General features: G+C 30.6%; 29 protein-coding genes. 27 read left to right on the top strand and 2 right to left on the bottom strand.

Annotated features, from left to right (window positions below; translation table 11 throughout):
* Nucleotides 1-46: 46 nt before the first annotated feature.
* The 14 genes from ACTTBN_RS04060 (at nucleotide 47) to msrB (ending at nucleotide 15,154) form a co-directional block, all read left to right on the top strand.
* The gene (locus tag ACTTBN_RS04060; protein WP_440681118.1) at nucleotides 47-1,030 is read left to right on the top strand and encodes an ABC transporter permease; all 984 of its coding nucleotides are present in this window, start codon (nucleotides 47-49) and stop codon (nucleotides 1,028-1,030) included.
* A complete protein-coding gene (locus tag ACTTBN_RS04055; protein WP_440681117.1) occupies nucleotides 1,023-1,955 on the top strand; it encodes an ABC transporter permease in 933 nt (310 codons plus the stop codon). Before ACTTBN_RS04060 ends, ACTTBN_RS04055 begins: the two co-directional genes overlap by 8 nt.
* Complete coding sequence (locus ACTTBN_RS04050) at nucleotides 1,952-3,631, top strand: dipeptide ABC transporter ATP-binding protein (protein ID WP_440681116.1); 1,680 nt, start codon at nucleotides 1,952-1,954, stop codon at nucleotides 3,629-3,631. The genes ACTTBN_RS04055 and ACTTBN_RS04050 overlap by 4 nt, the downstream gene beginning before the upstream one ends.
* 101 nt (nucleotides 3,632-3,732) lie before the next feature.
* Nucleotides 3,733-5,304: a 2-isopropylmalate synthase gene (locus ACTTBN_RS04045; protein ID WP_440681115.1), complete on the top strand. Its 1,572-nt coding sequence runs from the start codon at nucleotides 3,733-3,735 to the stop codon at nucleotides 5,302-5,304.
* Complete coding sequence (locus ACTTBN_RS04040) at nucleotides 5,304-6,338, top strand: rod shape-determining protein (RefSeq protein WP_440681114.1); 1,035 nt, start codon at nucleotides 5,304-5,306, stop codon at nucleotides 6,336-6,338. The genes ACTTBN_RS04045 and ACTTBN_RS04040 overlap by 1 nt, the downstream gene beginning before the upstream one ends.
* Nucleotides 6,339-6,341: 3 nt before the next feature.
* On the top strand, nucleotides 6,342-7,187 hold the full coding sequence (gene mreC, locus ACTTBN_RS04035; RefSeq protein WP_440681113.1) for a rod shape-determining protein MreC: 846 nt from the start codon (nucleotides 6,342-6,344) through the stop codon (nucleotides 7,185-7,187).
* A 2-nt stretch (nucleotides 7,188-7,189) separates the two neighbouring features.
* Nucleotides 7,190-7,708 carry a rod shape-determining protein MreD gene (mreD, locus tag ACTTBN_RS04030; protein ID WP_440681112.1) on the top strand — a complete coding sequence of 173 codons (519 nt, stop codon included), beginning with the start codon at nucleotides 7,190-7,192 and terminating at the stop codon, nucleotides 7,706-7,708.
* Nucleotides 7,701-9,605, top strand: coding sequence for a penicillin-binding protein 2 (gene mrdA / locus ACTTBN_RS04025; RefSeq protein ID WP_440681111.1), 1,905 nt, complete (start codon nucleotides 7,701-7,703; stop codon nucleotides 9,603-9,605). Before mreD ends, mrdA begins: the two co-directional genes overlap by 8 nt.
* On the top strand, nucleotides 9,606-10,733 hold the full coding sequence (gene rodA / locus ACTTBN_RS04020) for a rod shape-determining protein RodA (protein ID WP_440681110.1): 1,128 nt from the start codon (nucleotides 9,606-9,608) through the stop codon (nucleotides 10,731-10,733).
* Nucleotides 10,734-10,795: 62 nt separating this feature from the next.
* Nucleotides 10,796-12,037: an NAD(P)/FAD-dependent oxidoreductase gene (locus ACTTBN_RS04015; RefSeq protein ID WP_440681109.1), complete on the top strand. Its 1,242-nt coding sequence runs from the start codon at nucleotides 10,796-10,798 to the stop codon at nucleotides 12,035-12,037.
* On the top strand, nucleotides 12,038-12,940 hold the full coding sequence (locus ACTTBN_RS04010) for a DMT family transporter (RefSeq protein ID WP_440681108.1): 903 nt from the start codon (nucleotides 12,038-12,040) through the stop codon (nucleotides 12,938-12,940). It begins immediately after the preceding gene.
* The gene (locus ACTTBN_RS04005; protein WP_440681107.1) at nucleotides 12,933-13,883 is read left to right on the top strand and encodes a D-2-hydroxyacid dehydrogenase family protein; all 951 of its coding nucleotides are present in this window, start codon (nucleotides 12,933-12,935) and stop codon (nucleotides 13,881-13,883) included. Before ACTTBN_RS04010 ends, ACTTBN_RS04005 begins: the two co-directional genes overlap by 8 nt.
* 2 nt (nucleotides 13,884-13,885) lie before the next feature.
* The gene (locus ACTTBN_RS04000; RefSeq protein ID WP_440681106.1) at nucleotides 13,886-14,779 is read left to right on the top strand and encodes a histone deacetylase family protein; all 894 of its coding nucleotides are present in this window, start codon (nucleotides 13,886-13,888) and stop codon (nucleotides 14,777-14,779) included.
* Nucleotides 14,780-15,154 carry a peptide-methionine (R)-S-oxide reductase MsrB gene (gene msrB, locus ACTTBN_RS03995; protein ID WP_440681105.1) on the top strand — a complete coding sequence of 125 codons (375 nt, stop codon included), beginning with the start codon at nucleotides 14,780-14,782 and terminating at the stop codon, nucleotides 15,152-15,154.
* A gap of 8 nt (nucleotides 15,155-15,162) precedes the next feature.
* On the opposite strand, the gene grxC is transcribed toward msrB, so the two are convergent.
* Both grxC and ACTTBN_RS03985 read right to left on the bottom strand, forming a co-directional pair.
* Nucleotides 15,163-15,420, bottom strand: coding sequence for a glutaredoxin 3 (grxC, locus tag ACTTBN_RS03990; RefSeq protein ID WP_440681104.1), 258 nt, complete (start codon nucleotides 15,418-15,420; stop codon nucleotides 15,163-15,165).
* A gap of 3 nt (nucleotides 15,421-15,423) precedes the next feature.
* Nucleotides 15,424-15,720: a TIGR03643 family protein gene (locus ACTTBN_RS03985; RefSeq protein WP_075506249.1), complete on the bottom strand. Its 297-nt coding sequence runs from the start codon at nucleotides 15,718-15,720 to the stop codon at nucleotides 15,424-15,426.
* A 125-nt stretch (nucleotides 15,721-15,845) separates the two neighbouring features.
* Between ACTTBN_RS03985 and ACTTBN_RS03980 the strand changes: the two genes are divergently transcribed.
* From ACTTBN_RS03980 to ACTTBN_RS03920, 13 genes are all read left to right on the top strand, one after another.
* Nucleotides 15,846-16,460, top strand: a complete 615-nt coding sequence (locus ACTTBN_RS03980) for a LysE family translocator (RefSeq protein WP_440681103.1) — start codon at nucleotides 15,846-15,848, stop codon at nucleotides 16,458-16,460.
* Between the two features lie 84 nt (nucleotides 16,461-16,544).
* Nucleotides 16,545-17,783: an amino acid ABC transporter substrate-binding protein gene (locus ACTTBN_RS03975; RefSeq protein WP_440681101.1), complete on the top strand. Its 1,239-nt coding sequence runs from the start codon at nucleotides 16,545-16,547 to the stop codon at nucleotides 17,781-17,783.
* Between the two features lie 64 nt (nucleotides 17,784-17,847).
* A complete protein-coding gene (locus tag ACTTBN_RS03970) occupies nucleotides 17,848-18,741 on the top strand; it encodes a branched-chain amino acid ABC transporter permease (RefSeq protein WP_440681099.1) in 894 nt (297 codons plus the stop codon).
* Complete coding sequence (locus ACTTBN_RS03965) at nucleotides 18,738-18,920, top strand: hypothetical protein (RefSeq protein ID WP_440681097.1); 183 nt, start codon at nucleotides 18,738-18,740, stop codon at nucleotides 18,918-18,920. Before ACTTBN_RS03970 ends, ACTTBN_RS03965 begins: the two co-directional genes overlap by 4 nt.
* Entirely contained in the window at nucleotides 18,907-19,959 is a 1,053-nt protein-coding gene (locus ACTTBN_RS03960) for a branched-chain amino acid ABC transporter permease (protein WP_440681096.1), read from the top strand. The genes ACTTBN_RS03965 and ACTTBN_RS03960 overlap by 14 nt, the downstream gene beginning before the upstream one ends.
* Entirely contained in the window at nucleotides 19,956-20,696 is a 741-nt protein-coding gene (locus ACTTBN_RS03955; protein WP_075506243.1) for an ABC transporter ATP-binding protein, read from the top strand. The genes ACTTBN_RS03960 and ACTTBN_RS03955 overlap by 4 nt, the downstream gene beginning before the upstream one ends.
* Nucleotides 20,696-21,481: an ABC transporter ATP-binding protein gene (locus ACTTBN_RS03950; RefSeq protein WP_440681095.1), complete on the top strand. Its 786-nt coding sequence runs from the start codon at nucleotides 20,696-20,698 to the stop codon at nucleotides 21,479-21,481. The genes ACTTBN_RS03955 and ACTTBN_RS03950 overlap by 1 nt, the downstream gene beginning before the upstream one ends.
* Nucleotides 21,481-22,185 (top strand): AzlC family ABC transporter permease, encoded by a 705-nt coding sequence (locus tag ACTTBN_RS03945; protein WP_440681094.1) that lies wholly within the window; start codon nucleotides 21,481-21,483, stop codon nucleotides 22,183-22,185. Before ACTTBN_RS03950 ends, ACTTBN_RS03945 begins: the two co-directional genes overlap by 1 nt.
* Nucleotides 22,175-22,498, top strand: a complete 324-nt coding sequence (locus ACTTBN_RS03940; protein WP_440614041.1) for an AzlD domain-containing protein — start codon at nucleotides 22,175-22,177, stop codon at nucleotides 22,496-22,498. The genes ACTTBN_RS03945 and ACTTBN_RS03940 overlap by 11 nt, the downstream gene beginning before the upstream one ends.
* A 40-nt stretch (nucleotides 22,499-22,538) precedes the next feature.
* On the top strand, nucleotides 22,539-23,450 hold the full coding sequence (gene glaH / locus ACTTBN_RS03935; RefSeq protein WP_440681093.1) for a glutarate dioxygenase GlaH: 912 nt from the start codon (nucleotides 22,539-22,541) through the stop codon (nucleotides 23,448-23,450).
* A 34-nt stretch (nucleotides 23,451-23,484) separates the two neighbouring features.
* The gene (locus ACTTBN_RS03930; protein ID WP_440681092.1) at nucleotides 23,485-24,252 is read left to right on the top strand and encodes a pyrroline-5-carboxylate reductase; all 768 of its coding nucleotides are present in this window, start codon (nucleotides 23,485-23,487) and stop codon (nucleotides 24,250-24,252) included.
* Nucleotides 24,253-25,041 (top strand): ABC transporter ATP-binding protein, encoded by a 789-nt coding sequence (locus ACTTBN_RS03925; protein WP_440681091.1) that lies wholly within the window; start codon nucleotides 24,253-24,255, stop codon nucleotides 25,039-25,041.
* Nucleotides 25,041-25,748: an ABC transporter ATP-binding protein gene (locus tag ACTTBN_RS03920; RefSeq protein ID WP_262590337.1), complete on the top strand. Its 708-nt coding sequence runs from the start codon at nucleotides 25,041-25,043 to the stop codon at nucleotides 25,746-25,748. The genes ACTTBN_RS03925 and ACTTBN_RS03920 overlap by 1 nt, the downstream gene beginning before the upstream one ends.
* The last annotated feature ends 1 nt before the right edge of the window (nucleotide 25,749 follow it).

Here is a 25,749-nt window from a genome sequence, read left to right as displayed (position 1 = left end):
GCCCCTTAAATTTATAAGGGGCTTATAAATTTAAAATCCTCTCAAATTGATAAATTATTTTTTTAAAAGATTATTTCAATCAGCTTTGGTGATGCTAGTTGTTGCCTTTGTTTCTTTCTCCTTATTCAATTTTGTTGGAGATCCAATAAATAACATGGTTGGAGAAGAAACCTCAGATGAAGAGAGAGCTGAATTAAGAGAAACATTAGGCTTAATGGATCCAATTCATGTTCAATTTTCAAGATTTGTAATTAATGCGTCCAAAGGAGAGTTTGGAATTTCTTATCAATTAAGAAGACCCGTATCTGAACTCATTGTTGAGAGACTGCCAGCTACTATTGAACTTGTTGTAATTTCTGCTTTGATAGCATTGGTGACAGGAACTCTTTTAGGAGTTTACACAGGTATAAATAGAAAGGGTTTTTTGAGTGACTTCGTTTTGGCAGTTTCTTTGCTTGGAGTTTCACTACCCACATTTGTAATAGGGATATTATTTATTTACTTATTTGCTGTGATTTTAGGAATACTTCCATCATTTGGTAGAGGAGAAGTAGTTGATTTAGGATTTTGGACAACTGGTTTTTTAACAGTTTCAGGTCTTAAAGCAATAATTCTTCCTTCTGTTACATTAAGCCTTTTCCAAATGACATACATTATCAGGTTAGTAAGAGCTGAAATGATGGAAATTTTACAAACTGACTACATAAAATTTGCTCGAGCACGTGGAATTAGTGAAGATAGCATTAAATACAAACATGCATTAAAAAATGGTTTGATACCAGTAATAACGATTGCTGGAATTAATATAGGAACTCTAATTGCCTTTTCAATTATAACTGAAACGGTTTTTCAATGGCCTGGTATGGGCTTCTTGTTTATACAAGCTGTTCAGTTTGTAGACATACCAATAATGTCTGCATATCTAGTTTTCATCGCATTTGTTTTTGTAATGATAAATTTCATAGTTGATATTTTATACTATTTTATTGATCCACGGATTAGAGTTAAAGGAGATTCTGTAAGTGGATAATAATTTAAATTTGACAAGATGGGAAAGAATTAAGGATAGCGATATTTATCATAGCTTTATAAAATCCCCTACAGCAATTATATCTTCAGCTATTTTATTTATAATTTTTTTCTGTTCATTTTTTATAGAGTTTTTAACACCTTATACGCCTTTTGACCCATCATCTTTATCTTTGATGGATGCATTTACACCTCCATCTTGGACGGATGATGGTTTGGCACAATTTATTTTAGGTACCGATGGTCAAGGAAGAGATATGTTATCAACAATTTTATATGGATGCAGAATATCTCTTATTGTTGGTTTTGCTGCGATTATATTTAGTTTAATTCTTGGAGTTGGTTTAGGATTAACAGCTGGATATTTTGGTGGCAAATATGAAATGGTAGTAATGAGACTTACTGATGTTCAATTGACAGTGCCAAGTATATTGATGGCGCTTTTGGTTGATGGAATAGCAAGAGGGTTAATTTCAAGAGAAATGCATGATGAAATGGCTATTTATGTTTTGATATTTGCTATTGGGATTTCAGAATGGCCACAGTTTGCACGAGTATCAAGAGCAGCAACTTTGGTAGAAAAAAATAAAGATTATGTATCTGCTTCAACAATAATTGGTGTTTCAAATATAGTAATTATGTTTAAACATATTCTACCGAATATTATGAGACCAGTTTTGGTTATTGGTACAATTGGTTTAGCTCTTGCTATCTTGGCAGAGTCGACTTTAAGTTTTTTGGGTGTTGGGGTTCCTCCAACAACTCCTTCTTTAGGTACATTAATAAGATTAGGAAATGATTTTTTATTTTCAGGAGAATGGTGGATTACATTTTTCCCAGCAATTTTTTTGGTAATTTTAGCTTTTTCAATCAATTTATTAGGAGATTGGATGAGAGATACTTTAAATCCAAAATTAAAAAAATGAGTTTTTTAAAAATTAAAAATCTAAGTGTTGATTACCAAATGCGTAAAGAGACTGTTTACGCGGCTAAAAATGTTAATATTGAGGTAAATAAAGGTGAAATTTTAGGATTAGTCGGTGAGTCTGGTTCTGGAAAAAGTACCGTTGGAAACGCTATAATTAATTTAATTGATGAGCCAGGAAAGGTTTCAAGTGGCTCCGTAATACTGGGAGATTTAAATATTCATGAAAATTCAGAAAGTATCATTAAATATAGGGGTAATAAAATTGGATTAATATTTCAAGATCCACAAACATCTTTAAATCCAATATTAACAGTTGGTGACCAATTAATTGAAACTATACAAACTCATCTAAATTTAAGCAAAGAGGAAGCAAAAAATAAATCTATTAATCTATTAAAAGAAGTTGGAATTAAAGATGCTGAAAAAAGATTTAATAATTACCCTCATCAATTTTCAGGAGGAATGAGACAAAGGGTAGTAATTTCTTTAGCGTTATGTTGTGAGCCAGAATTATTAATTGCAGATGAACCCACAACAGCTTTAGATGTTTCTATTCAATCACAGATTCTAGATTTAATTAAAAAACTCACAAAAGAAAGAAACTTAGCTGTGATTTTAATCACGCATGATATGGGTGTTATAGCTGAAACAGCTAATCGTGTAGCTGTGATGAAAAGTGGAAATTTAGTCGAAATTGGTGAAACAAAAAAAATATTAACAACTCCTCAACAAAGTTATACAAAAAGTCTTGTAAGTTCAGTTCCACCTACCAATAAGAAAATTTCAAGATTTGTAATAGTAGAAAAAGAAAGCAAAAATAAAGAAAATAATATTAAAATATTGAATAGATGGACTAAAAAAGAAATAACCAAACAAGACTTAGTACAGGTAAAAAATCTAAATAAAAGTTTTGACGATAATTTTTTTACAGAAAATTCTAAAAATTCTGTGTTAGCTGTAAATAATGTTTCATTTGAAATTAAAGAAGGTGAATCTTTTGGTCTTGTAGGTGAAAGTGGAAGTGGCAAATCTACAATTGCAAAAATGGTTGTAAATTTATTCAAACCTTCTTCAGGAGATATATTTTTTGATAGTACTTGTATTACAAAAATAAAAAATAGATCAGAACTGATGAAATTTAGAAAACAAATACAAATGATTTTCCAAGATCCTTATTCATCACTAAATGGTAGATTGAAAGTAAAAGATATTATTTCTGAGCCAATTACACTTCACAATCCTTCAATATCTAATTCTGACCTAAATAATTACGTCTACGATTTATTGGACTCTGTTGAAATGACTCAAAAATCTGCAGATAGGTATCCACATGAATTTTCTGGTGGCCAAAGACAGAGAATTTCGATTGCAAGAGCTTTAGCAACTCAGCCGAGGCTCTTAGTTTGCGATGAACCTACATCTGCATTAGATGTTAGTATCCAGGCTCAAATATTAAATTTGTTAAAAGATCTTCAGGAGCAATTGAATTTAACTATTCTGTTTATCAGTCACGACTTACCTGTTGTTAGACAAATGTGTGATAGAATAGGTGTATTAAAAGATGGCAAATTATGCGAAGTTTCTAATACTGAGGATTTGTTCGAAAACCCCAATCATGAATACACAAAAGAACTTTTACATTTAATGCCTAAAATTGAGTCTATTTATAATTAATTTCAACCAAACTAAAATATCTGGTCAAAAAGGATCAATTTTACTAATTATTTTGCAATCTCTCTTATAGATTGTATTATAGATTTTCTAAAAATTTTATTATGAGCGATAAAGATAGAGTCTTTATATTTGATACTACTATGCGTGATGGTGAGCAATCACCAGGTGCATCTATGAGTTTGGAAGAAAAAATTCAAATTGCAAGAGTGTTTGATGAGTTAGGTATTGATATTATTGAAGCAGGATTTCCAATAGCTTCGCCAGGTGATTTTGAAGCAGTTTCTGAAGTAAGTAAAATTTTAAAAAATTCTATTCCTGCAGGATTATCAAGACATTCAGTTAAAGATATTGATAGAGCTTATGAAGCTTTGAAGCATGCACCAAGATTTAGAATTCATACATTTATTTCTACAAGTCCTCTTCATATGAAACATAAACTAAATATGTCTCCAGAGGATGTTTATGAGTCAATTGGTAAACACGTTGCTTATGCAAGAAAATTTACAGACGATGTTGAATGGTCTTGTGAAGATGGAACAAGAACAGATATGGACTATATGTGCAAAACAGTAGAGCTAGCAATTAAAAATGGAGCAACAACAATTAATATTCCTGATACTGTTGGTTATACGATACCATCTGAATTTACTACAATAATAGAAACTTTATTAAATAAAGTTCCAAATATAGATAAAGCAATTTTATCAACCCATTGTCATAATGATTTAGGTTTAGCTGTGGCTAACTCTTTAGCTGGAGTTCAAGCTGGAGCAAGGCAAATTGAGTGTACAATAAATGGTTTAGGTGAAAGAGCTGGAAATGCTGCACTTGAGGAAGTTGTGATGGCAATCAAAACAAGACCTGATTTAATGCCGTATGAGACAGGGATTAATACTACGCTTTTAAGCAAAGCTTCAAAAATTGTTTCGAATGCTACTGGTTTTCCTGTTCAATACAATAAAGCAATTGTAGGAAAAAATGCTTTTGCTCATGAAGCAGGAATTCATCAAGATGGAATGTTAAAAAATAGACAGACTTATGAAATCATGACACCCGAAAGTGTTGGAGTAAAACAAACTTCTTTAGTAATGGGCAAACATTCTGGAAGACATGCTTTTAAAGATAAAATGAATAGTTTGGGTTATCCAGATTTGACAGATGATGTTGTGGCAAATGCATTTGCAAAATTTAAAGTCTTAGCAGATAAGAAAAAGCATGTTTATGATGAAGATATTATTGCATTAGTGGATGATAGTTTAATTACTGATAATAAAGTTAATGCTATAAGCTTGAAATCATTAAAGGTTTTTGCTGGTACAGGCGAACCCCAAAAAGCAGAAATGACACTTGATGTTTATGGAGATATTAAAAATGCTACTGAAACTGGGGATGGCCCAGTTGATGCCATATTTAAGTGCATTAAAACACTCTATCCCCACGATGTGAATTTACAATTATATCAAGTTCATGCTGTTACTGAGGGAACGGATGCTCAAGCTACGGTGAGTGTTAAAATTGAGGAAAAAGGAAAGACAACGGTTGGTCAAGCAGCTGATACGGATACGCTGGTTGCATCAGCGAATGCTTATATTAATGCATTAAATAAAATGATAATTAAACGAGATAAAACAGCTCCTATGGAGCAAGAAAGTCAAAAGGTAAAAGGAATATAATGGGATTATTTGATAGTGTAAAAAAAATTTGGAGCCAAGACATGGCGATCGATCTTGGAACGGCAAATACTTTAGTAGTTTTAAAAGGAAAAGGTGTTGTACTAAATGAACCTTCTGTTGTTGCAATTGTTGATCAAGGCGGCAAGAAAAATGTTCTAGCTGTTGGAGACGAAGCTAAGACAATGCTTGGAAGAACTCCAGGAAACATTAGTGCCATTAGACCATTACGTGATGGAGTTATTGCAGACTTTATTGTGACTGAAGAAATGATTAAACATTTTATTAAAAAAGTGCACAAAGGAAGTACTTTTGCAAATCCTAGAATTTTAATTTGTGTACCAACAGGCTCTACACCAGTCGAGAGAAAAGCTATTCAAGATAGTGCATTAGCAGCAGGTGCTAGAAGAGTCCAATTGATTGAAGAACCAATTGCTGCAGCAATTGGTGCGGGACTTCCAATTTCAGAAGCAACTGGTTCAATGATAGTTGATATAGGTGGTGGTACTAGTGAGATTGCAGTGATGTCTTTAGGTGGCTTAGTATATTCTAAATCTTTGAGAGTTGCAGGAGACGCAATGGATACTGCTATCGTTAATTATATGAGAAAAGAATATAATTTATTGATAGGTGATACTACAGCTGAAAAAATTAAAAAAGAAATGGGAACAGCTATTCCAACTGGAACAAATACTTATCCAGTTAAAGGAAGAGATTTAAGATCAGGTACTCCTAAAGAAGTAAATATTACAGAAGAGGATACCGCAGAAGCTCTTAACGACATAATGAAAGAAATGATTAATGCAATTAAAGAAGCATTAGAAAATACACCTCCTGAATTATCAGCTGATTTAGTAGATATGGGATTAACATTAACAGGTGGTGGAGCTTTATTAAAAAATATAGATAAAAGATTTGCGAAAGAGACTGGTCTACCAGTCCATGTTGCAGATGATCCATTATCATGCGTAGCAGTTGGTACAGGTAAGGCTTTAGATCAAGAGGAAACTTTCTCTACTATGTTATCTGAATATTAAAAGATGGCTTTAGGCAGAGATGAATTTGTAACCGCCTTAAGATCAGCATTTTTTAAAAAAAAAGATAAACAAAAATTTTCTTTAATAACCTTAATATTTTTATCAATATTGATATTAATATTAAGCAATTTAAATTTTAAGTTAATTCAAGATATTAGAATAGGAATTAACGAAGTTATCTATAGATCCACATATTTCGTTTCTATACCAGAAAATAAATTAGGGGAGCTCAAAATAAAATTATCTGAACATCTGACTTTGTATGATGATTATAAAAGTATTAAAAAAGAACTAGAGGATTTAAAGCAGAATAAATTATCTGCTGATTATTTAAAGCAAGAAAATGAAAAGTTAAGATCTTTAATTAATGAAAATGTTAGCTCAAATGAAATTTTAGCTAAAGTTATAATCGATAAAGATAGCCCGTTTTTAAAATCAGTTATTTTAAACAGAGGTTCAAAAGATAACGTTAAATTGGGGATGGCTATAATAGATAATAGTTTTCTTGTTGGTCAAATTATTGAAGTCAATTTTACAAATTCTAGAGCGCTACTTTTGTCTGATTTAAACAGTAAAATACCAGTTATTGTTCAACCTCCTTCTATTCAGGCTGTGTCTTCAGGGACAGGAAAAGATTATGGAATTATTGAGTTTACCAAAGATGACATCAAGTATGATTTAAGTGAACAGGATCGAATAATTTATACATCAGGATTAGGAGGCATGTTTAAATCTGGAATACCTATTGGAAGAATTTATAAAGACTCAGGTAATAAAATAATATTTTTCTCAGATTTTAGTCAGCTGGATTATGTAAAAATTGTAAAATTTAATTTAGGTAAAAATTAGTTATGGCATCTTTAAATAAAAGTAATTTTTTTAAATCTTTAATTTCATACTTGCCACTATTTTTTTTATTTTTTTCAGTATTGAATGAGTTTGACTTAAATTATCTAAAAATTGATAATTTTTCATTTAATTTTGTTTATATATTAGTTTTTTATTGGACATTGAGAGGTTCAGAAGATTTAGGATATTTTTCAATATTTATAGCTGGAATAATTAATGATGTAGTTGTTGGTTTGCCTATTGGAATAAGTAGTTTCTGTTATTTATTAATTTGTGTTTTTACTTCATATATTAGACAAATAACATTAAGCCCCAAATTTATTAATGATTGGTTTGCATTTATAGTAGCCATTCTATTAGTAAATTCTATTCAGGTCATAATACTAGATTTAATATTTTTAATTGAAGTTGATTATATGCGTTATTTAATTAATTCTGGATTTACATTTATATTTTATCCAATATTTTATTTATTTTTTAATCTCATAAACGATAAAATTTCATTAAAACCAAATGATTAAAGAGAACTCAATTATAAGAAAAACTGATGTTATCAATAGAAGAATGTTTATTATTGGGGCTGCAAAATTTATTGTATTCGCTGGAATAGTGGCAAGATTATTTTCTCTACAAATTAATGAAAATAAAAAATACCTTACCCTTTCTGATAAAAATAGAATTAGAGAATGGAAATTACCACCTACTAGAGGGGATATAGTTGATTATTTTGGCAATGTTATTGCAGGAAATTTAAAAGTTTACCAACTACATATAATTCCAGAGCAAATAGAAAATTTTAATTATTTAATTTCAAGATTAAAAGCTCTTTTAGAATTAAGCGACAAAAAAATTGAAAATATCATTAAAACAAAAAAAAAGATCAAACCTTGGGAAAGCATAATTGTCTCTGAGAACTTATCTTGGAGTCAGTTTTTAAAAATTAATAATTATTTGTATGATTTAGTTGGTGTAAAGCCAGTAATGACTATTTCTAGAAATTATCCTTTTAATGATATGTACACTCACGTCCTAGGATATGTCAGCCAACCAAATGAAGAAGAAATTTTAAACAATGATATTGTTGCAGAGCGATTTGTTCCAGGAATGAAAATAGGTAAATTAAACTTAGAAAAAAGATTGGAAAATTATTTAATTGGAACAAATCCAATTCAAAGATATGAAGTTAATGCCTATGGTAAAAGAATAAATCAACTAGAATTTCAAAAAGGTGAACAGGGATCTAGAGTGAGATTAACTCTTGATACAGAAATTCAAAAATCTTGTGCCAAACTACTTAATAATAGAGCGGGATCTATAAGTGTAATGGATATCTTTACAGGTGATATTATTGCAATGTATTCTTCACCATCTTACAATCCTAATTTGTTTTTGTTCGGAATAAGTAATGATGAGTGGGAACTGATAAGAAATAATCCTTTAAAACCACTAATTAATAAATCTCTTTCAGGATTATATTCGCCAGGATCTACGATAAAGCCAATAGTTGCATTATCGGCTCTTGAAAACAACGTTGTTGATACAAATTTCAAAGTAAAGTGCACAGGTAAAATGGAGTTATATGGACAAACATTTCATTGTTGGAAAGAAAAAGGACATGGAGTGGTAAGTTTAAAAAATGCAATGAAGCAATCATGTGATACTTACTTTTATGAAGTTGCAAGATTGTTAGGTGTAGATAGATTAAATGTTACTGCTGAAAAATTTGGTTTAGGAAAAAAAGTTCTTGGAGATTATTTTGAAATAGAAAAATCAGGTTTATTTCCAAACACAAAATGGAAAAAAAATAATTTAGGTAAAGGGTGGGTTTTAGGAGAGACTTTAATCACAGGTATAGGTCAAGGTTATATTCAAACAACACCTTTACAATTATGCCTGATGACTGCACAAATAGCTAATGGAGGATATCCAATTAAACCAAAAATAGTTGTTAATAATAATCCTTTGTCAATTGAGGAAGCAAAAAACTTAATGCTTGAAGAGGCACAAAAAAATCCAAATAAAAAGTTATTTAAAAATGAAAAAAATATAAAAATTATCCAAGAAACTATGTTTAGTTCTACAAATGAAAGATTTGGAACTTCCTATAGATCTAGAATAGATGATCCTAAATATCAATTTGCAGGAAAAACTGGTACTGCTCAGGTTAAGAGAATTAGTAAGCGAGAACGTGAACTTGATTTAGATATTGAACAAATTCCATATAAGGATAGAGATCATGCTTTATATGTTGCGTATGGGCCTTATGTTAATCCAAGGTATGCACTTAGTATTATAGTTGAACATGGTGGTTCTGGAAGCAGAACAGCTGCACCAATAGCTAAAGAGCTTTTTAAACTAATTATTGATAGACATGAATTGCGAAACCAGCAGTCTAATTTTGAGGAAATCAGTATTTAAATGTTTCAGCATGATAGATTAAATAATGAAATTACTTTTTTTCAAAAAGTAAAAGAATTAGATTATTTTTTAATTTTTTGTGTACTTATATTATCTGTGGTTAGTTTATTTGTGATGTATTCCACAGATGGTGGTGAAATTTTATTTCATACAAAAAATCATTTTTTTAAACTGGTAGTTTTTTTCCCAGTAATGATCGTGCTAGCTTTTTTTAATTTAAGATTTTGGTATAATTTTTCTTATATAATTTATTTGGCAGTTATACTTTTGTTAATATGGGTTTCTTTTTTTGGAATTAAATCCTCAGGGTCACAAAGATGGATGGATCTTTATTTTTTTGTATTGCAACCATCTGAATTAATGAAAATTGCTATTATTTTGTGTTTAGCAAAATTTTACCATCGATTAAAAATAGAAAATGTTAATTCTTTGTTTAGTATGGCAATTGTTTTATCAATAATTGTTGCTCCAGTTATGCTGGTACTTTCCCAGCCTGATCTTGGAACATCAATATTAATAGTTCTAAGTGGACTTATAATTTTGTGGCTAGGTGGGGTAAAAATAAAATACTTTATATATTCTTTTATTGTTTTTTTAATTTCATTGCCTTTTGTTATTTCATTTCTTAAACCTTACCAAAAGTTAAGAATACTTACATTTTTAGATCCAGATAGAGATCCATTAGGTGCTGGTTATCAAATTATACAATCAAAAATAGCTATAGGATCTGGTGGTTTAGATGGAAAAGGTTTTTTAAAAGGAACTCAAAGTTATTTAGATTTCTTGCCCGAAAAACATACAGATTTTATTTTTACTCTTTTCTCTGAAGAGTTCGGTTTTATAGGTTCTGTTCTTTTATTAATTTTATATTCAATAATTATTTTTAGGATTATTAGAATTGGAGCAATTTCAAGAAGTAATTTTGCTAGGTTATTTTGTTTCGGTTTTGCTTTTGCAATCTTTATTTACATAGTTGTAAATTTATCCATGGTGCTTGGCTTACTTCCAATAGTAGGATCCCCTTTGCCGATCATGTCTTATGGTGGTTCTTCGATGCTAGCTACCATGATTGGTTTTGGTATCGTATTAAGCGCAAAAATTAATCATAAACAAACAATTCCTCAGTAAAAATTAATTGCCTGTATAATTTGTCACTCTAATTTTTTAATTTTTTCTTATATAAAAATTCCATGAATAAAAATATTAAGATTGGAATAGTTGGGGCAGGAATACAAGGAGTATCTAATGCTTTATTTCTCCAAAAAAAAGGTTTCAATGTAACTATTTTTGATAGAGACAATCCTGGAAGCCAAGCTGCTTCATATGGTAATGCAGGTCACTTTTCACCTTATGCTTCACTTTCTCTTAACAGAACTGATGTACTAGCAGATGTTCCAGCAATGCTTTTAAGTTCTACAGGACCACTTGCTTTAAAATGGAACTACGTTCCAAAAATGATTCCTTGGTTTTTAAAATTTATAATGAACACTACAAAAAATAAGATGATGCATACTGCTAAAAACATGCATCAAATTTTAGATTTAGCCTTACCGGCTTATGATGAGTTATTTGATGAAATAGATCTAGAAGGTTTAGTAGAAAATAAAGGCATACTTTATATTTGGAATGACAAAGATTTGAAAAGTAGAGAGCTAGAAATCAGAGTTAGAGATGAATTAGGCGTTAAGCAGCAATTAGTTAATAAAGCTGAAATACATGATCTTGAACCGCATATAAAACCTTTTTATCATGCAGGTGTATTTTATCCCTATGCAAGACATGCAAGAAACCCAAAAAGAATTCTTCTAAAATTATTTGACTTGTTTTTAAAGAAAGGTGGAAAATTTAACAAAGTAAACATCAAAGATATTAGTTTTGATGAAGAAAAACCTGTGTTTAAAACCGAAACTCAAAGTTATAATTTTGATAAAATTGTAATTGCTTGCGGTGCTTTTTCAAAAAAATTAACTGATAATCTTGGTGAAAAAATTCCATTAGATACTGAGAGAGGGTATCATGTTCATTTTAAGAATTGTGATCACTTATTAAGTAGACCTGTAATTTTTTCTAATAGAGGATTTGGAATAACTCCTATGGAGCAAGGATTAAGAGTTGTAGGTACTGTTGAATTTGGAGGCTTAGATAATCCATTATCTAAATCTAGAGTTAAAAACTTAATCAATAATGCAAAATATATGCTTGGTGATTTACCTGAACATGAGGATGAATGGTTAGGTTTTAGACCTACATTACCTGACTTTTTGCCTGTAATGGGTCCATCCAAAAATTATAAAAATGTTTATTATTGTTTTGGCCATCATCATTTAGGATGGACTTTAGGACCAATATCTGGAAAGATCGTCTCCGGAATGATTGCAAATGAAAATACAAATTTGGATTTAAAACCTTATAGCTCACTAAGATTTAATTAGGTGAGACAAGATAATAATTATTTAGCGTATCTATATCTATTTTTGACAGTTACATTTTGGGCAGGTAACTTTGTTGTTGGAAAATTAGCTAGTTTTTATGAGGTTCCACCTTTTTCTTTAAACTTCTATCGTTGGTTTTTTGCCTGGATGATTTTGGCACCATTTACGATCCCAGAAATATTAAGCAAAAAAAATTATATATTTCAGAATTATAAATTGTTTATTATTTTAGGCGTTACTAGCATTACTATATTTAATTCTATTGTTTATTTCTCCTTAAATTTTACTCAAGTAATCAGTGGAGTATTGATGATATCAACTATACCAGTAATGATTATGTTATTTTCATCAATTTTAAAAATTGAAAAAACAAATATCTTTCAAATCATTGGGGTAATTTTTTCTTTTTTAGGTGTATTGATGATTATAACTAAAGCAGATTTTGAAATATTAAAAAATTTAGATTTTAATAAAGGTGATTTAACAATGGTTGTAGCCATGTTTTCATGGGCACTTTATTCTACATTACTTAAAGGAAAAAAATATGAACTATCTCAGTTGTCATTACTTCAAGTAGTTATAACTTTTGGATTGATTTTTTTAATTCCAATTTATTTTATTGAATATCAAGTAGGATTTAGAATAAATTTAGAATTACCGTTTATACTAATATTATCCTATGTTGTTTTATTTCCAGGTTTAGCTTCATTTCTGTTATGGATCAAAGGTATATCCATGATTGGTGCTAATCGATCAGGTGTTTTTTTACATCTTATGCCAATTTTAAGTGCAATAATGGCTATGTTTTTTTTTAGTGAAAAATTTATGTTTTATCATATTTTAGGCGCTTGCTTTATAATTACAGGAATATTGTTGTCAAATAAGAAAGTTAAAAATGCTTAAAGTTGCTATATTAGATGATTACCAAAACGTCGCTCAAGAATTTGTTGATTTAGAAAAGCTATCTGGAAAATATGAGTTCAAGATCTTTAGTGAACCCTTTTTAGATGAAGCAGATGCAATTGAACAGTTGGCTGATTTTGAAGCTCTTTTAATAATGAGAGAGAGAACTCCTATTACAAAAAATTTAATCGATAATTTAAATGATTTGAAATTTGTTATTACTAGCGGATTAAGAAACCGATCTATTGATCTTGATGCTGCCAAGAAAAGAAAAATTATTGTTTGTGGCACAGAAATAAATATCAACCCAACACCTGAATTAACTTGGGCTTTAATTCTTGGTTTAGCAAGAAATTTCAAGGAAGAGCTTGATAATATGTACCAAGGGTATTGGCAAACTACCATTGGTGTTGAATTAAAAGGAAAAATATTAGGTTTAATTGGATTAGGTAGAGTAGGTAGTGAAGTTGCTAAAATTGGAAAAGCTTTCGGAATGCAAGTTATGGCGTGGAGTGAAAACTTAAGTTTAGACAAATGTAAAGAATTAGATGTTCTTCCTTGCAGTAAAGATGATTTGATTAAAAACTCCGATGTTATTTCAATTCATGTTCAAGGAGGAGAAAGATACAAAGATTGCATAACATTAAAAGAGTTAGACAATATGAAGAAGACAGCTTTTTTAATTAATACATCAAGAGGTCCAATAGTAAATGAAGACGATTTAATTATTGCATTGTCTACTAATGTAATTGCTGGAGCTGGAATTGATGTTTATGAAAAAGAACCTTTGCCTGAAAATAATAAATTAAGATTTTTGCCTAATGCCCTGTTAACTCCGCACATAGGATATGTAACAGCAGAAAATTACAGTATTTTTTACAATCAAATGATCGAGGGATTAGAGGCTTGTGTTAATGGAAAGCCGATTAGAGTTTTAGAGTAACCATGGAGTTGCCAGTTGTAAATCACGAAGATTATTTTGCAAAAATTGGAGATGATCATAAATTTCCAATAAACAAATTTAGTGAGCTTGCGAATTATTTAGTAAAAATAAATTTGGTCAAAAAGTTTCATAAACCTTATCCCTGTTCATCTGAAACATTAAAGTTTGCTCATTCAGAAAAATATATAACAGATATTAAAAACAAAACTTTAGACAAAGATGGTGTTAAAAAAATAGGTTTTCCTTTAGTAGACAGTGTTGTTCAGAGATCTTTAGTTGCAACAGGAGGAACTGTTTTGGCTTCAAAACTTGCAATAAATTATGGAATTTCTTGTAACACTGCAGGGGGAAGCCACCATGCTAATTACAATGGTGGTGCCGGTTACTGTGTATTTAATGATGTAGCAGTTGCTGCTCATTATTTGCTTAATAGAGGTTTTGCAAATAAAATTTTAATAGTTGATCTTGATGTTCACCAAGGGAACGGAAATTCAGATATTTTTAAAGAAAATAGAAATGTTTTTACATTTAGTATGCATTCAAAAACCAATTATCCTGCAAAAAAATCTATTAGTGACTTAGATGTAGAGTTAGAAGATAATATGGAAGATGATACTTACATTAAAATGTTAAAACATTATCTAAAAGAGTTAAATCAAGAAAATTTTGATTTTGTTTTTTATATTGCAGGAGTAGATATTCATTTTAATGACAGATTAGGAAAACTAAAAATTTCTGACGAAGGTGTTAAATTGAGAGATGAACTTATTGTAGAAAACTTTTATTCACAAAGAATACCTTTTTGCGGTGTTTTAGGAGGAGGATACAACAAAGATTTCAATAAATTAGTAGAATTACACTCTATGTTACATCAAACTTGTGCTAAATATATTTAAATGACAAAAAAAATTAACCCTAACCTTACAGCTGAACAAAAATTAATTTTGTTTGAGGAGGGTACAGAACTTGCTGGATCAAGTGAGCTTAATCATGAAAAAAGAGAAGGAAGTTTTCATTGTGCAAATTGTGGTGAGAAATTATTTGATTCAAATAGTAAATATGAAAGTGGATCTGGTTGGCCATCTTTTTATGAGTCTTTACCAGATGTATTTGAAACAAAAACAGATTATCATTTAGGTTATGGAAGAACAGAATATCATTGTAAAAAATGTGGTGGTCACCATGGACATATATTTGATGATGGTCCAGAACCAACTGGAAAAAGATATTGTAACAATGGTGTCTGTTTAGTTTTTAAACCAAAAACTTAAGAATAATTTTAATTTTTTAGCAACTCTTGAAGTTTATTTTCTTTTTCTAGTGCTCGAACTTCGTCATAGCCACCTATATGTTGCTCATCAAAAAAAATTTGTGGAATTGTTCTTTTTCCATTTGCTTTCTTAATCATTTCATCCATTGCACCTTCAATTTTTGAAATATCAATTTCGTTATATGGAGCGTTGTTTCTTGTCAGTAATCTTTTTGCAGCCTCACAATAGTTACATAGTGGACCTGTATACATAGTAATTTTTTTCATACACTATAGATAGTCACCTTTTTTAATTTTGCTAGTGATTTCTTTTCTAGAATATTCAAATTTTTTTCTATGTTTAATACTTTTTTGATTTACTCTTTTTCTCCATAATCTGAAAGAAGAAGGTTTCAGAGATCTTCTCATAATTTTAATTACATCAGATTCTCGCTTACCAGTTTTTTTCTCAATTTCCTCAAAAGTAATCCGGTCTGCCCATGCTGCCCAAATTACCCAGTCAGGATCATCAATACTGGGCTCAGGATTTTTAACTTTGGTTACAGGGGTGTAGCCTTTTTTTTTCATAAATCCTTTATATTTGAAAAAAAAATTTAATGCATTTTTTTTTACCCTCTGATATTATTATATTGATAGTCCTTCTTAGCCATCTTTAGCTCCCGGTTTTTAAGGACTATCTTCTCTATAAAAATATGCTTCCATTAGAATTTATACTTTACTTACAAATTATCATTTTTTTATTCATTACTCCTGGCACTCCTAGAATAGTCATAATTTCTTACTCAATGAATTACGGTGTTGGAAAATGTGTTTGGTCAGCGCTAGGTGATGTTACTGCAAATTTAATTCAAGCAACTTTAGTAATTTTTGTATTAGGCTCTTTTTTTTCTGAAAATTCATTAATTCTTAATATTTTCAAATGGATTGGAGTTCTTTACATTTTGTATCTTGCTTATGATATTTATAAGTCCCGCCCAAAAAATTTAAAAGACAAGGAAGAAATTACAAAAAGCAATTTATCTTTTTTTAGAGATGGGTTTTTAGTTGCAGGAACCAGTCCTAAAGCATGGATGTTTTTTCCTTTTATATTTCCACAATTTATTGATTTTAGTTCTAATCTTTTAGGTCAATTTATAATTTTAATTTCAACTTACATTGTATTAGATTTTTTATCTTTGATAGGTTATGCAATACTTGCGCAAAAATTAATTAAATGGATTACAGCAAATCCTAAAACGATTAATACAATTTCAGCGAGTGTTTTAGTAATTATTGCTGGAATTATTGTTATTACACAACAATATTAAAACCAAACTAAGTCTTTATTGCCACTTGCATTGTATGAAATTTCTTTATTTAATTATGTATTAATTAATTAAAGGGGAAATAAAATGAAGTTAAATAAAATAATTTTAAGTTTTGTTTCTGCATTAGTAATTTTATTTTCAACTTCTGTTGCATCTTTTGCAAAAGTAGTTGGCGACAAAATTATTTTAGGTGCTGCAATTTCCTTAACTGGTAAGTACTCATCTAACGGTGTTCATACTCAAAACGGTTATAACATGGCCGTAGATAGAATAAACAGCATGGGTGGAGTTAAAGTTGGTGGAAAAACTTATAAGTTTGACATTATCTATTATGATGATGAGTCAAACCCAAAGAGAGCTGCACAGCTTGCAGAAAGATTAATTTCACAAGATGGTGTTGAGTTTATGCTTGGCCCATACAGTTCAGGTTTGACAAAAGCAATTGCACCTGTAACTGAAAAATATGGTGTTCCAATGGTTGAGGCGAATGGTGCATCTAGATCTTTGTTTACTAAAGGTTACAAATATCTATTTGCGGTATTAGCTCCGGCGAACTTATATCTTGATGTAGCAATTGAAACAGCAGTTGAACTAAATGGTGGAAAACCAGTTAGAATTGCTCAAGCTTTTGAACAAGATGCTTTTTCACAGGACGTTAGATTAGGTATTTTAGATGCTGCGAAAAGAACTGGATCAGAAATCATTATTGATGACAAACTGCCTAAAGAGTTAAATGATATGGCTGCAACTTTGGTTAAAGTTAAACAACTTAAACCAGACGTTCTAGTAGTATCAGGACATACTAAAGGTGCATTGACTGCAGTAAGACAAATTGCTGAGATGAAGGTTGATGTTCCAATGTTAGCTATGACTCACTGCGATGCTGCGAAATTATCAAAGCAACATGGTAAAAACTCTCAGTATGCACTTTGTGCTTCTCAATGGCATAAATCTTTAACTTATAAAGATGACTTCTTTAAAGATGGAATGACTTATGCTGCTGACTTTGAGAAAGAGTTTGGATATGATCCACCATACCAGTCTGCTGAGTCTTCAGCTGCATTGTTAGTATTCAAAGATGCATTTGAAAGAGCAAATTCTTTTGATCAAAAGAAAGTAAGAGATGCTCTTGCAGCTACAGACATGCAAACATTCTATGGAAATATTAAGTTTGCACCTGGTGGTCAGAATGTTGATAAGCCAATGGTACTTTTCCAAGTAATGTGTGATGACGCTGGTAAGTGTGAAAACAAAGTTGTTGCTCCATTAAAATGGGCATCTGCTAAGTTAATTCACCCAGTACCTAAGTGGTCTGAAAGATAATAATTAAAAATTGAGCCCCCTAGTAATAGGGGGCTTTTTTTTATATAAACCAAAAAAAGTTTTTATGGATTTTCTTGTATTTCAATACCCAATGATAACGGTTCAAGCTTGCTTGGACGGTATTCTTTTAGGAGTTTTATTCGCATTAATTGCTTATGGAATGGCTCTTCAGTGGGGTGTTATGAATATAATTAATATTGCACAAGGTGATCTTGTTATTTTAGGAGGATACATTGCTTACTTTATGTATCTTTACGGTATTCATCCGGCATGGGGAGTAATTGTTGCTCCAATCATAATGTATTTTGTAGGAATAGCGATCTACAAATTAGTTATTAATAAGGTAGTCGATAGAGATTTATTCATTTCGATTTTAGCAACATTTGGAATAAGTATTTTGTTCATGCAATTAATGAACTTTGCATTTGGCGCAGATGTTGTGCTTGCAAACTCTGATTATGGAACAACAATGCTATTTGATAATAGCGTTGTTCTACCAAATTCAAAAATATTCTCAGCTTTTATAAGCATTCTATTTGCAGTTTGTTTAGTGATTTATATGAAAAAATCTAAGCTTGGACGAGCAATTAGAGCAACTGCACAAAACGCACGTGCTGCAAAAATTTTAGGTGTAGATACAGAAAAAGTTTATGCAGCAACTTTTGGAATTAATGCTGCTTTATGTGGTGTTGCTGGAGCTTTAATCTCTATAACATTTACTATTCATCCTTATATGGGTTTACCTTATACGATTAGATCTTTTATGATTGTGATTGTTGCTGGTTTAGGAAATTTACCAGGTGTTGCTATGTCGGGTATGGGATTAGGTGTTTTTGAGGAATTTGCAGATTATATTTTAGGAACAGAATTTAGAATTGGATCAGTATTTTTATTACTAGTTTTAATTTTAGTTTACCGAAGATTTAAACTTTCAAGAAAAAGAGAGTACTTAAAATGAGGAAAGTTAAAATTAATGATAATCAAGGTCAATCAGTCGAAGTTGACATAGATAAATTTAAAAGACACTTAGACGAATATCATTCATCAGGCTCAAGTGTACATGATGAAGATGGTCATTATTTTACAGTAGATCAAAACTTTAGAGAAAAAATTAATAGTCTATATGAACAAAAATAATTTAATACTCTACTTAGGAATTTTAGTATTTGGTTTAGCTGCTCCATTTATATTTCCAGCATTTAAAGTTCAATTATCTATTCTTTGCATTCTAATTGTGCTTGCAACGACTTGGAATATTCAAGGAGGGGAGATGGGATACAATACATTTGGAAATATTTTATTCTATGGATTAGGAATGTATTTATGTGCCTCTGTTCAAGTTGGAATGTTTTTTCCATTAGCTGAATGGACAGAAAGTGGTGGTGAAAAAACATTTGTACATACTCCTACCCAATTTTTCCAAGGTATGGCGATGGGACTAGTTGTTGCTGCAGTGGTTCCAACGATTGTTGCTGGTTTAATTGGTTATGCAATTTTAGGATTGAGAGGTCACTACTTTGCTATTTGTACCCTAGGATTAGGAGTTGCTGCAGGAGAAATTTCTGGAGGAATAGAAATTATTGGAGCAGGACAAGGTTTTACTACTCCACCTTTTCCTAACGTGGGAGGCTTAGAAGCTAGAGGGGAGTTTTTCTATTTTTTAAGTTTCTTAGTTTTGATACTTACATTCGTTGCTGTTAAAGCAATCTACTCTACTAGATTTAAATTAATTCTTAATGCAATCAGAGACAATGAAGATAAGGCTGAAGCTATGGGAATTGCTACAATGAAATATAAAATCATTGGTTGGATGATTTCTGCATTTTTCTGTGGTTTGGCCGGAGGAATAATGGGAGGCCTTGTTGGATATATCGACTCTACAGATGTTGCTTTTGATGGAAGAGAAATGGGAGTGTTCATGGTTTTAATGGCAATATTAGGTGGCAAAGGAACACTTTGGGGACCAGTTATCGGTGCAACAATATTCCATATTTTCAAAGAAGGATTTTGGACATTCTTCCTAGGCTGGCAGTATGTAGCCTTAGGAGTTTTAATTGTGGTGATTGTAATTTATTTCCCTGAGGGATTAATGGGATGGTTGAGAGAAAAATATCCTCATAGATTTGGAGAAGTAGTTGACGAGGCTGATCGAAAGGCCCAGGTAGAGATAAAATGAGTATTTTAGAAGTTAATAATGTTAGTAAATCTTTTGGAGGAGTAAAAGCTAATGTTGATATTTCCATGTCAGTCGAAAAAGGTAAAATTGTAGGATTGATTGGTCCGAATGGTTCAGGAAAAACAACATTGTTTAATTCAATTGTAGGCACTTATCCAATTGACCAGGGTTCAATTAAATTTAATGGAAAAGAAGTTTCTGAACTTCCTGTTCCCGTAATAGCAAAGCTAGGATTATTAAGAACATTTCAACAAACAAGAATTTATGGAAAACTGAACTGCATTGATAATATGCTTATTAGCCATAAAGGTAGTGATGAAAGTTTATTAAAACTGTTTTCAAAAATACCTCAAGAGCTTACAGAAAAAGCAGAAAATTTACTAAATTTTGTTGGATTATATCAAAAGAGAAAACTTAGAGCAGGAGATTTATCTTTTGGACAACAAAAACTCTTAGAACTTGCTATGGCATTAATGAATGAACCAGAAATGTTATTATTAGACGAACCAACAGCTGGTATTAACCCAACATTAATTAATGGAATTATAGATAGATTGATAAAAGTAAATCAAGATTTTGGTATTACTCTTTTAGTTATTGAGCACAACATGAGAGTAATAATGCAATTAGCTGAAAATATCTTTTGTTTAGCTCATGGTAAAATGCTGGCAAATGGTTCGCCAGATGAAATTAAAAACGATAAACGTGTTATCGATGCATATTTAGGAGCTCAATAATGTCAAATCAATATGAAGTTTTAGGAAAAGCTCCAACACCAGAAGATTTAAAAAAACTATCTCCAGATGAAATACATCTGACAATTAAAAATTTAAATGCTGGTTATGGCAAAATGGAAATTTTACATAATTTTGATTTATTTGTGAATAAAGCACAGTCGTTATGCTTAATAGGACCAAATGGAGCAGGTAAATCTACAATTCTCCACTCAATTTATGGATTTACAAATATTTTTTCTGGTCAAATTGAAATAGAAGGAAAAGAAATTACAAATCTTACACCAGCTGAAAAATTAAAATCTGTTGGAATTGCATATATTTTACAAGATAACTCAGTATTCCCAGACATGACAGTTGAAGAAAACTTGTTAATGGGTGGATATATTAAAGATAAAACAGAGGAGTCTTTTGAAGAAGCTGAAAGAATTTTAGAAAAATATGAGAGATTGAGAAATAGAAGAAATCAGCCTGCCAAAGTTTTATCTGGTGGTGAAAGAAGATTGTTAGAAATTTCTAGAGCACTAGTAATGAAACCATCAGTATTGTTGGTTGACGAACCATCAATTGGTTTAGAACCAAGATATATCGATATGGTTTTTGAGATACTTAAAGATCTTCAGCAAAATGAAAAGAAAACTATTATTTTAGTTGAACAAAATGCCAAAAAAGGTTTAGAATTTGCAGACATCGGATATGTATTAGTATCTGGACAAACTGCAATCGCTGGCAAAGGGGATGAATTATTAAAAAACCCTGATGTCGGTAGACTATTCCTTGGTGGCTAATGATAAATAAAGATTTTTTTTTTAAAGGTTATAAATCAATTTTAGCACATGATAGTCCAGCAATAGCATTAGGTTGTTGCTTTATCGCTATAGGAGCTCTTTTAAAAAATCTTGGCTTCAACATTCAAGAAAGTGTTTTTTCTACTATGCTGACTTACGCTTTGCCAGGATCTCTGGTTATGGCAGAATCTTTATTGGTTGGTGCTTCTTTATTAAATATTTTTTTAGCAGTTTGGTTTGTTAATGCTCGTTTATATCCAATGGCTGTTTCTTTATTTCCACTAATGATGCATGAAGATCAACCAAAATGGAAATATTACTTTTCCTGCCATTTCATTGCTGTATCGGCTTGGTTGATTATGAAAAGTAATTATAAGACTATTCCCGAAAAATATAGAATTGATTATTGGATAGGGATTGGAAGTGCTACTTGGAGCGTTGCTGTAATTGGTACTTTAATGGGTTTCTATTTTTCAGAATATTTAAATAAAGAAATGATGATAGGTTTAGCTATTTTAAATCCTGTTTATTTTTTATGTATGATGGTAGGAGCTTCAAAGACAAGACAAGTCACTTTATCAGTTTCACTTGGAATTATTTTGGGACCTGTTTTTTATTTTTTTTCACCTGAATGGTCTATTTTATTAGGTGGAGTAGTTGGTGGTACTATTGCTTATTTAATAGGAGAAAAAAATGTCAACTAGTATCGTTTTAGCAATTTTAGTGACATCCCTTGCAACTTTTTTATCAAGATTCCTTGGGGCAGTAAGCTCAGAGGGCATAAAAGAAACTTCTAAGATATTTAAATGGTTCAACTGTTTAGCTTATGCAACTTTAGCAGCCCTAATTGCAAGAACAATAATTTTTCCAGTTGGTGTAATGGATGACTCAAGCTACTTAGTAAGATTTGTTGTTGTTGTACTTTCTTTAACTGTTTTTTTTATTTCTAAAAAAAATTATGTTTATCCAACAATTTTCTCTGCCATAAGTATGGCAATATTAGTTAATTATTTCTAAATAAAATTGATTTATTAAAAAAGTTAACTTAAGGTTTCTTATGGAAAAAATACCAGGTTTAGAAATTCAAGAACATGATAAATCAAAAAGAATTTTGAATATTAAATTTACTGATGAAATCATTAAGAAATTAGTTTTTCCATTTAATAAATTCGACTTAACAGCTTTAGAACTAAAGCCTTTCACAAGGTTTACAATAGCAAAAAGTTTAGACGATTTAACAGAAAATAAACTCAGTAAATTAATGAACTCAATAATTAGAGATCGTTCAACTGGATGCTTTATAATTGGACCAAAAAATATTTCATCTAAAATAGATGATAAGTTTTTAGTAAAATTATCAACTGCTATTGCATATTTAATTGGAAATCCTAACCATGATTCAATGGCTGGAAAATACTATGCCCGTTTTCATGTTAAACACGAAGATGCAAGTGACTCTTATTTAAGAAAAGCTTACCGTAATATGGATCTTCATACAGACGGAACTTATGTTAAAGAAATTACAGACTGGTTAATTATGACAAAATTAGAAGAAGAAAACGTAGAAGGTGGAGAAACTGCTATGTTGCATTTAGATGATTGGGAACATTGCAAAGAATTATCAAATGATCCTGTGGGTAAACAAGATTTTCTTTGGAGTTCACCCAAAAGTAAAAATGTAAATTATAAAGTTGAGCATCCAGTTTTTTTTTCAGATGATAAAGGAAGACCACATATTTCATATATTGACCAATTTCCTGAACCGAAAAACATGGAACAGGGTAATTTTTTACAGAGATTATCTGATGCTCTGGAAGGAAGTGAAAATAAAGTAATTACAAAGTTACCAGTTGGTTGTTCTATAATTGCAAATAACTATTTTTGGCTTCATGGAAGAAAACCTTTCAAAGAAAATAAAGAATTAAGCAGAGAATTGTTGAGAATTAGAGGATCTTTTTTTGTTAATTAATTCAATATAATCAATATAAAGTAACCAAAATATTATGATTTTAGGTTTTATTGGTACGGGTAAAATTGCATCTTCAGTAATAACTGGAATATGTAAATCCAGTCTTAAATATAAAAAAATAATAATTTCTCCAAGGAATAAACAGATTGCAAAAAGTTTAAAAAAAAAGTTCAAAAAAATAGTTATTGCTAAAGACAATCAACAAATTGTTGATCAATCTACTTGGGTATTTTTATCTATTACACCTACGGTGGGAGAGAAGATAATTAAAGATTTAAAATTTAAGTCTAGTCAAACAATTGTTAGCTTTATATCTACAATAACTCTATCACAGTTAAAAAAAGCCATTAAAGTAAAAGCAAAAATAGTAAGAGCAATTCCTTTGCCACCAATATCATTAAAGAAAGGACCAGTTCCAATTTGTCCTCCGAATTCAAAAGTGAAAGCTTTTTTTAACCATTTAGGAACTACTGTAGAAATCAAAAATGAAAAATCTTCAATAAACTTTTGGTCTACTTCTGGAATGATGGCGCCTTTTTATGAAATGCAAAGAGTAATGTCTGATTGGTTAGTTAAAAAAGGGGTAAAAAGAAATAATGCTCAAAAATATATAACTTCTTTGTTTTTAGCTTTGTCAGAAGATGCAGTTATACATTCTAAAGAAAACTTAAGAGAGTTAGTTAAAGAGTCGCAAACACCTAAAGGATTAAATGAGCAGGGTGTAAATGAATTGACAAAATCTGGTTTTTATAAATCATTAGAGAAAACTTTAAATAGCATTTACAAAAGATTAGATAAATAAATGTCTGATAATATTTTAGAGATAAATAATTTATCAAAGTATTTTGGAGGACTTGCTGCAGTTTCTGATTGTTCAATTAAAGTTAAAAGAGGAACTATCACAGGTATAATTGGACCAAACGGATCTGGTAAAACGACTTTATTTAATTTAATTGCTGGAAATTTAAAATCTTCAGGTGGGAGTGTAACCTTTGATGAAGAAAATATTACAGATGTTCCATCTTATGAATTATTTTCAAAAGGATTACTTAGAACTTTTCAAATAGCACATGAGTTTTCAAATTTGTCTGTTCTAGAAAACTTGATGATGGTTCCAGGAAATCAATCAGGTGAAAAGCTAATGACAGCTTTATTCAAGCGAGGGTTAGTTGCAAAAGAGGAAGCAGAAGTTAAAGAAAAAGCAAAAGAAGTAGTTGAATTCTTAAATCTAGGGCATTTATCAAATGAGCTTGCAGGAAATCTTTCTGGAGGTCAAAAAAAATTGTTAGAACTTGGAAGAACTATGATGGTTGATGCAAAATTAGTATTACTGGATGAAGTAGGGGCAGGAGTAAATAGAACTTTATTAAAAGATCTCGGCACTGCAATCGAAAAGCTAAATAAAGAAAAAGGTTATACTTTTTGTATGATTGAGCATGATATGGATTTTATAGGGAGATTATGTGATCCCGTGATTGTTATGGCCGAAGGTTCGGTTTTATTTGAGGGTACGGTTGATGAAGCTAAAAAAGATGAAAAGGTAATAGAAAGTTATCTTGGCAGAGGATCAAAATTAAAGGATGAAGTTTAATGGCATATTTTGAGGGAATAGAGATGACAGGTGGTTATGGAAATGGACCAGATATAATTAATTCTTGTTCTGTTGAAGTAAACAAAGGAGAAATTGTTTCTATTCTAGGTCCTAATGGAGCTGGAAAATCTACAGCTATGAAAGCAATGTTAGGTTTATTAAATTTAAAATCTGGATCAGTTAAAATTGACGGTAAAGATATTTCAAAACTTTCTCCACAGGATCGAGTTAAACAAGGAATTTCATTTGTTCCTCAAACAAAAAATGTTTTTGCGGGAATGACGGTTGAGGAAAATTTAGAAATGGGCGCCTTTTTAGTAAACTCTGAGATAAAAAATATTATTGAGGAAATTTACGAACTATTTCCAATCCTTAGAGAAAAAAGAAACCAAATGGTTGGTGAATTATCTGGTGGTCAAAGACAACAAGTAGCACTTGGAAGAGCGCTAATGATTAAACCGACAGTACTAATGTTAGATGAACCAACTGCAGGGGTATCACCAATTGTTATGGATGAATTGTTTGATCATATCGTTAAAGTAAAAAGAACTAATGTTGCTATTTTAATGGTAGAACAAAATGCTAAACAAGCATTAAATATTTCTGATAGAGGCTACGTATTAGTTACTGGAGAAAATCGTTATTCAGGAACAGGCAAAGAATTATTGAACGATCCAAGAGTAAGAAGCTCTTTCTTAGGAGGATAAT

Source organism: Candidatus Pelagibacter sp. HIMB1623 (genome assembly GCF_052047695.1).
Taxonomy (GTDB): domain Bacteria; phylum Pseudomonadota; class Alphaproteobacteria; order Pelagibacterales; family Pelagibacteraceae; genus Pelagibacter.
This window is presented reverse-complemented; position numbering and strand designations above follow the sequence as displayed.

Bases quoted from the DNA above. Each gene is read 5' to 3' on its own strand.
- ACTTBN_RS03955 (WP_075506243.1), top strand. From the start codon at position 19,956: ATGAGTATTTTAGAAGTTAATAATGTTAGTAAATCTTTTGGAGGAGTA.
- mrdA (WP_440681111.1), top strand. From the start codon at position 7,701: ATGATTAAAGAGAACTCAATTATAAGAAAAACTGATGTTATCAATAGA.
- ACTTBN_RS03975 (WP_440681101.1), top strand. From the start codon at position 16,545: ATGAAGTTAAATAAAATAATTTTAAGTTTTGTTTCTGCATTAGTAATT.
- ACTTBN_RS03980 (WP_440681103.1), top strand. From the start codon at position 15,846: ATGCTTCCATTAGAATTTATACTTTACTTACAAATTATCATTTTTTTA.
- ACTTBN_RS03930 (WP_440681092.1), top strand. From the start codon at position 23,485: ATGATTTTAGGTTTTATTGGTACGGGTAAAATTGCATCTTCAGTAATA.
- ACTTBN_RS03970 (WP_440681099.1), top strand. From the start codon at position 17,848: ATGGATTTTCTTGTATTTCAATACCCAATGATAACGGTTCAAGCTTGC.
- mreD (WP_440681112.1), top strand. From the start codon at position 7,190: ATGGCATCTTTAAATAAAAGTAATTTTTTTAAATCTTTAATTTCATAC.
- rodA (WP_440681110.1), top strand. From the start codon at position 9,606: ATGTTTCAGCATGATAGATTAAATAATGAAATTACTTTTTTTCAAAAA.
- ACTTBN_RS04050 (WP_440681116.1), top strand. From the start codon at position 1,952: ATGAGTTTTTTAAAAATTAAAAATCTAAGTGTTGATTACCAAATGCGT.
- ACTTBN_RS04005 (WP_440681107.1), top strand. From the start codon at position 12,933: ATGCTTAAAGTTGCTATATTAGATGATTACCAAAACGTCGCTCAAGAA.
- ACTTBN_RS03945 (WP_440681094.1), top strand. From the start codon at position 21,481: ATGATAAATAAAGATTTTTTTTTTAAAGGTTATAAATCAATTTTAGCA.
- mreC (WP_440681113.1), top strand. From the start codon at position 6,342: ATGGCTTTAGGCAGAGATGAATTTGTAACCGCCTTAAGATCAGCATTT.
- ACTTBN_RS03950 (WP_440681095.1), top strand. From the start codon at position 20,696: ATGTCAAATCAATATGAAGTTTTAGGAAAAGCTCCAACACCAGAAGAT.
- msrB (WP_440681105.1), top strand. From the start codon at position 14,780: ATGACAAAAAAAATTAACCCTAACCTTACAGCTGAACAAAAATTAATT.
- ACTTBN_RS03940 (WP_440614041.1), top strand. From the start codon at position 22,175: ATGTCAACTAGTATCGTTTTAGCAATTTTAGTGACATCCCTTGCAACT.
- glaH (WP_440681093.1), top strand. From the start codon at position 22,539: ATGGAAAAAATACCAGGTTTAGAAATTCAAGAACATGATAAATCAAAA.
- ACTTBN_RS03920 (WP_262590337.1), top strand. From the start codon at position 25,041: ATGGCATATTTTGAGGGAATAGAGATGACAGGTGGTTATGGAAATGGA.
- ACTTBN_RS03960 (WP_440681096.1), top strand. From the start codon at position 18,907: ATGAACAAAAATAATTTAATACTCTACTTAGGAATTTTAGTATTTGGT.
- ACTTBN_RS04045 (WP_440681115.1), top strand. From the start codon at position 3,733: ATGAGCGATAAAGATAGAGTCTTTATATTTGATACTACTATGCGTGAT.
- ACTTBN_RS03925 (WP_440681091.1), top strand. From the start codon at position 24,253: ATGTCTGATAATATTTTAGAGATAAATAATTTATCAAAGTATTTTGGA.
- ACTTBN_RS04000 (WP_440681106.1), top strand. From the start codon at position 13,886: ATGGAGTTGCCAGTTGTAAATCACGAAGATTATTTTGCAAAAATTGGA.
- ACTTBN_RS03965 (WP_440681097.1), top strand. From the start codon at position 18,738: ATGAGGAAAGTTAAAATTAATGATAATCAAGGTCAATCAGTCGAAGTT.
- grxC (WP_440681104.1), bottom strand. From the start codon at position 15,420: ATGAAAAAAATTACTATGTATACAGGTCCACTATGTAACTATTGTGAG.
- ACTTBN_RS03985 (WP_075506249.1), bottom strand. From the start codon at position 15,720: ATGAAAAAAAAAGGCTACACCCCTGTAACCAAAGTTAAAAATCCTGAG.
- ACTTBN_RS04040 (WP_440681114.1), top strand. From the start codon at position 5,304: ATGGGATTATTTGATAGTGTAAAAAAAATTTGGAGCCAAGACATGGCG.
- ACTTBN_RS04015 (WP_440681109.1), top strand. From the start codon at position 10,796: ATGAATAAAAATATTAAGATTGGAATAGTTGGGGCAGGAATACAAGGA.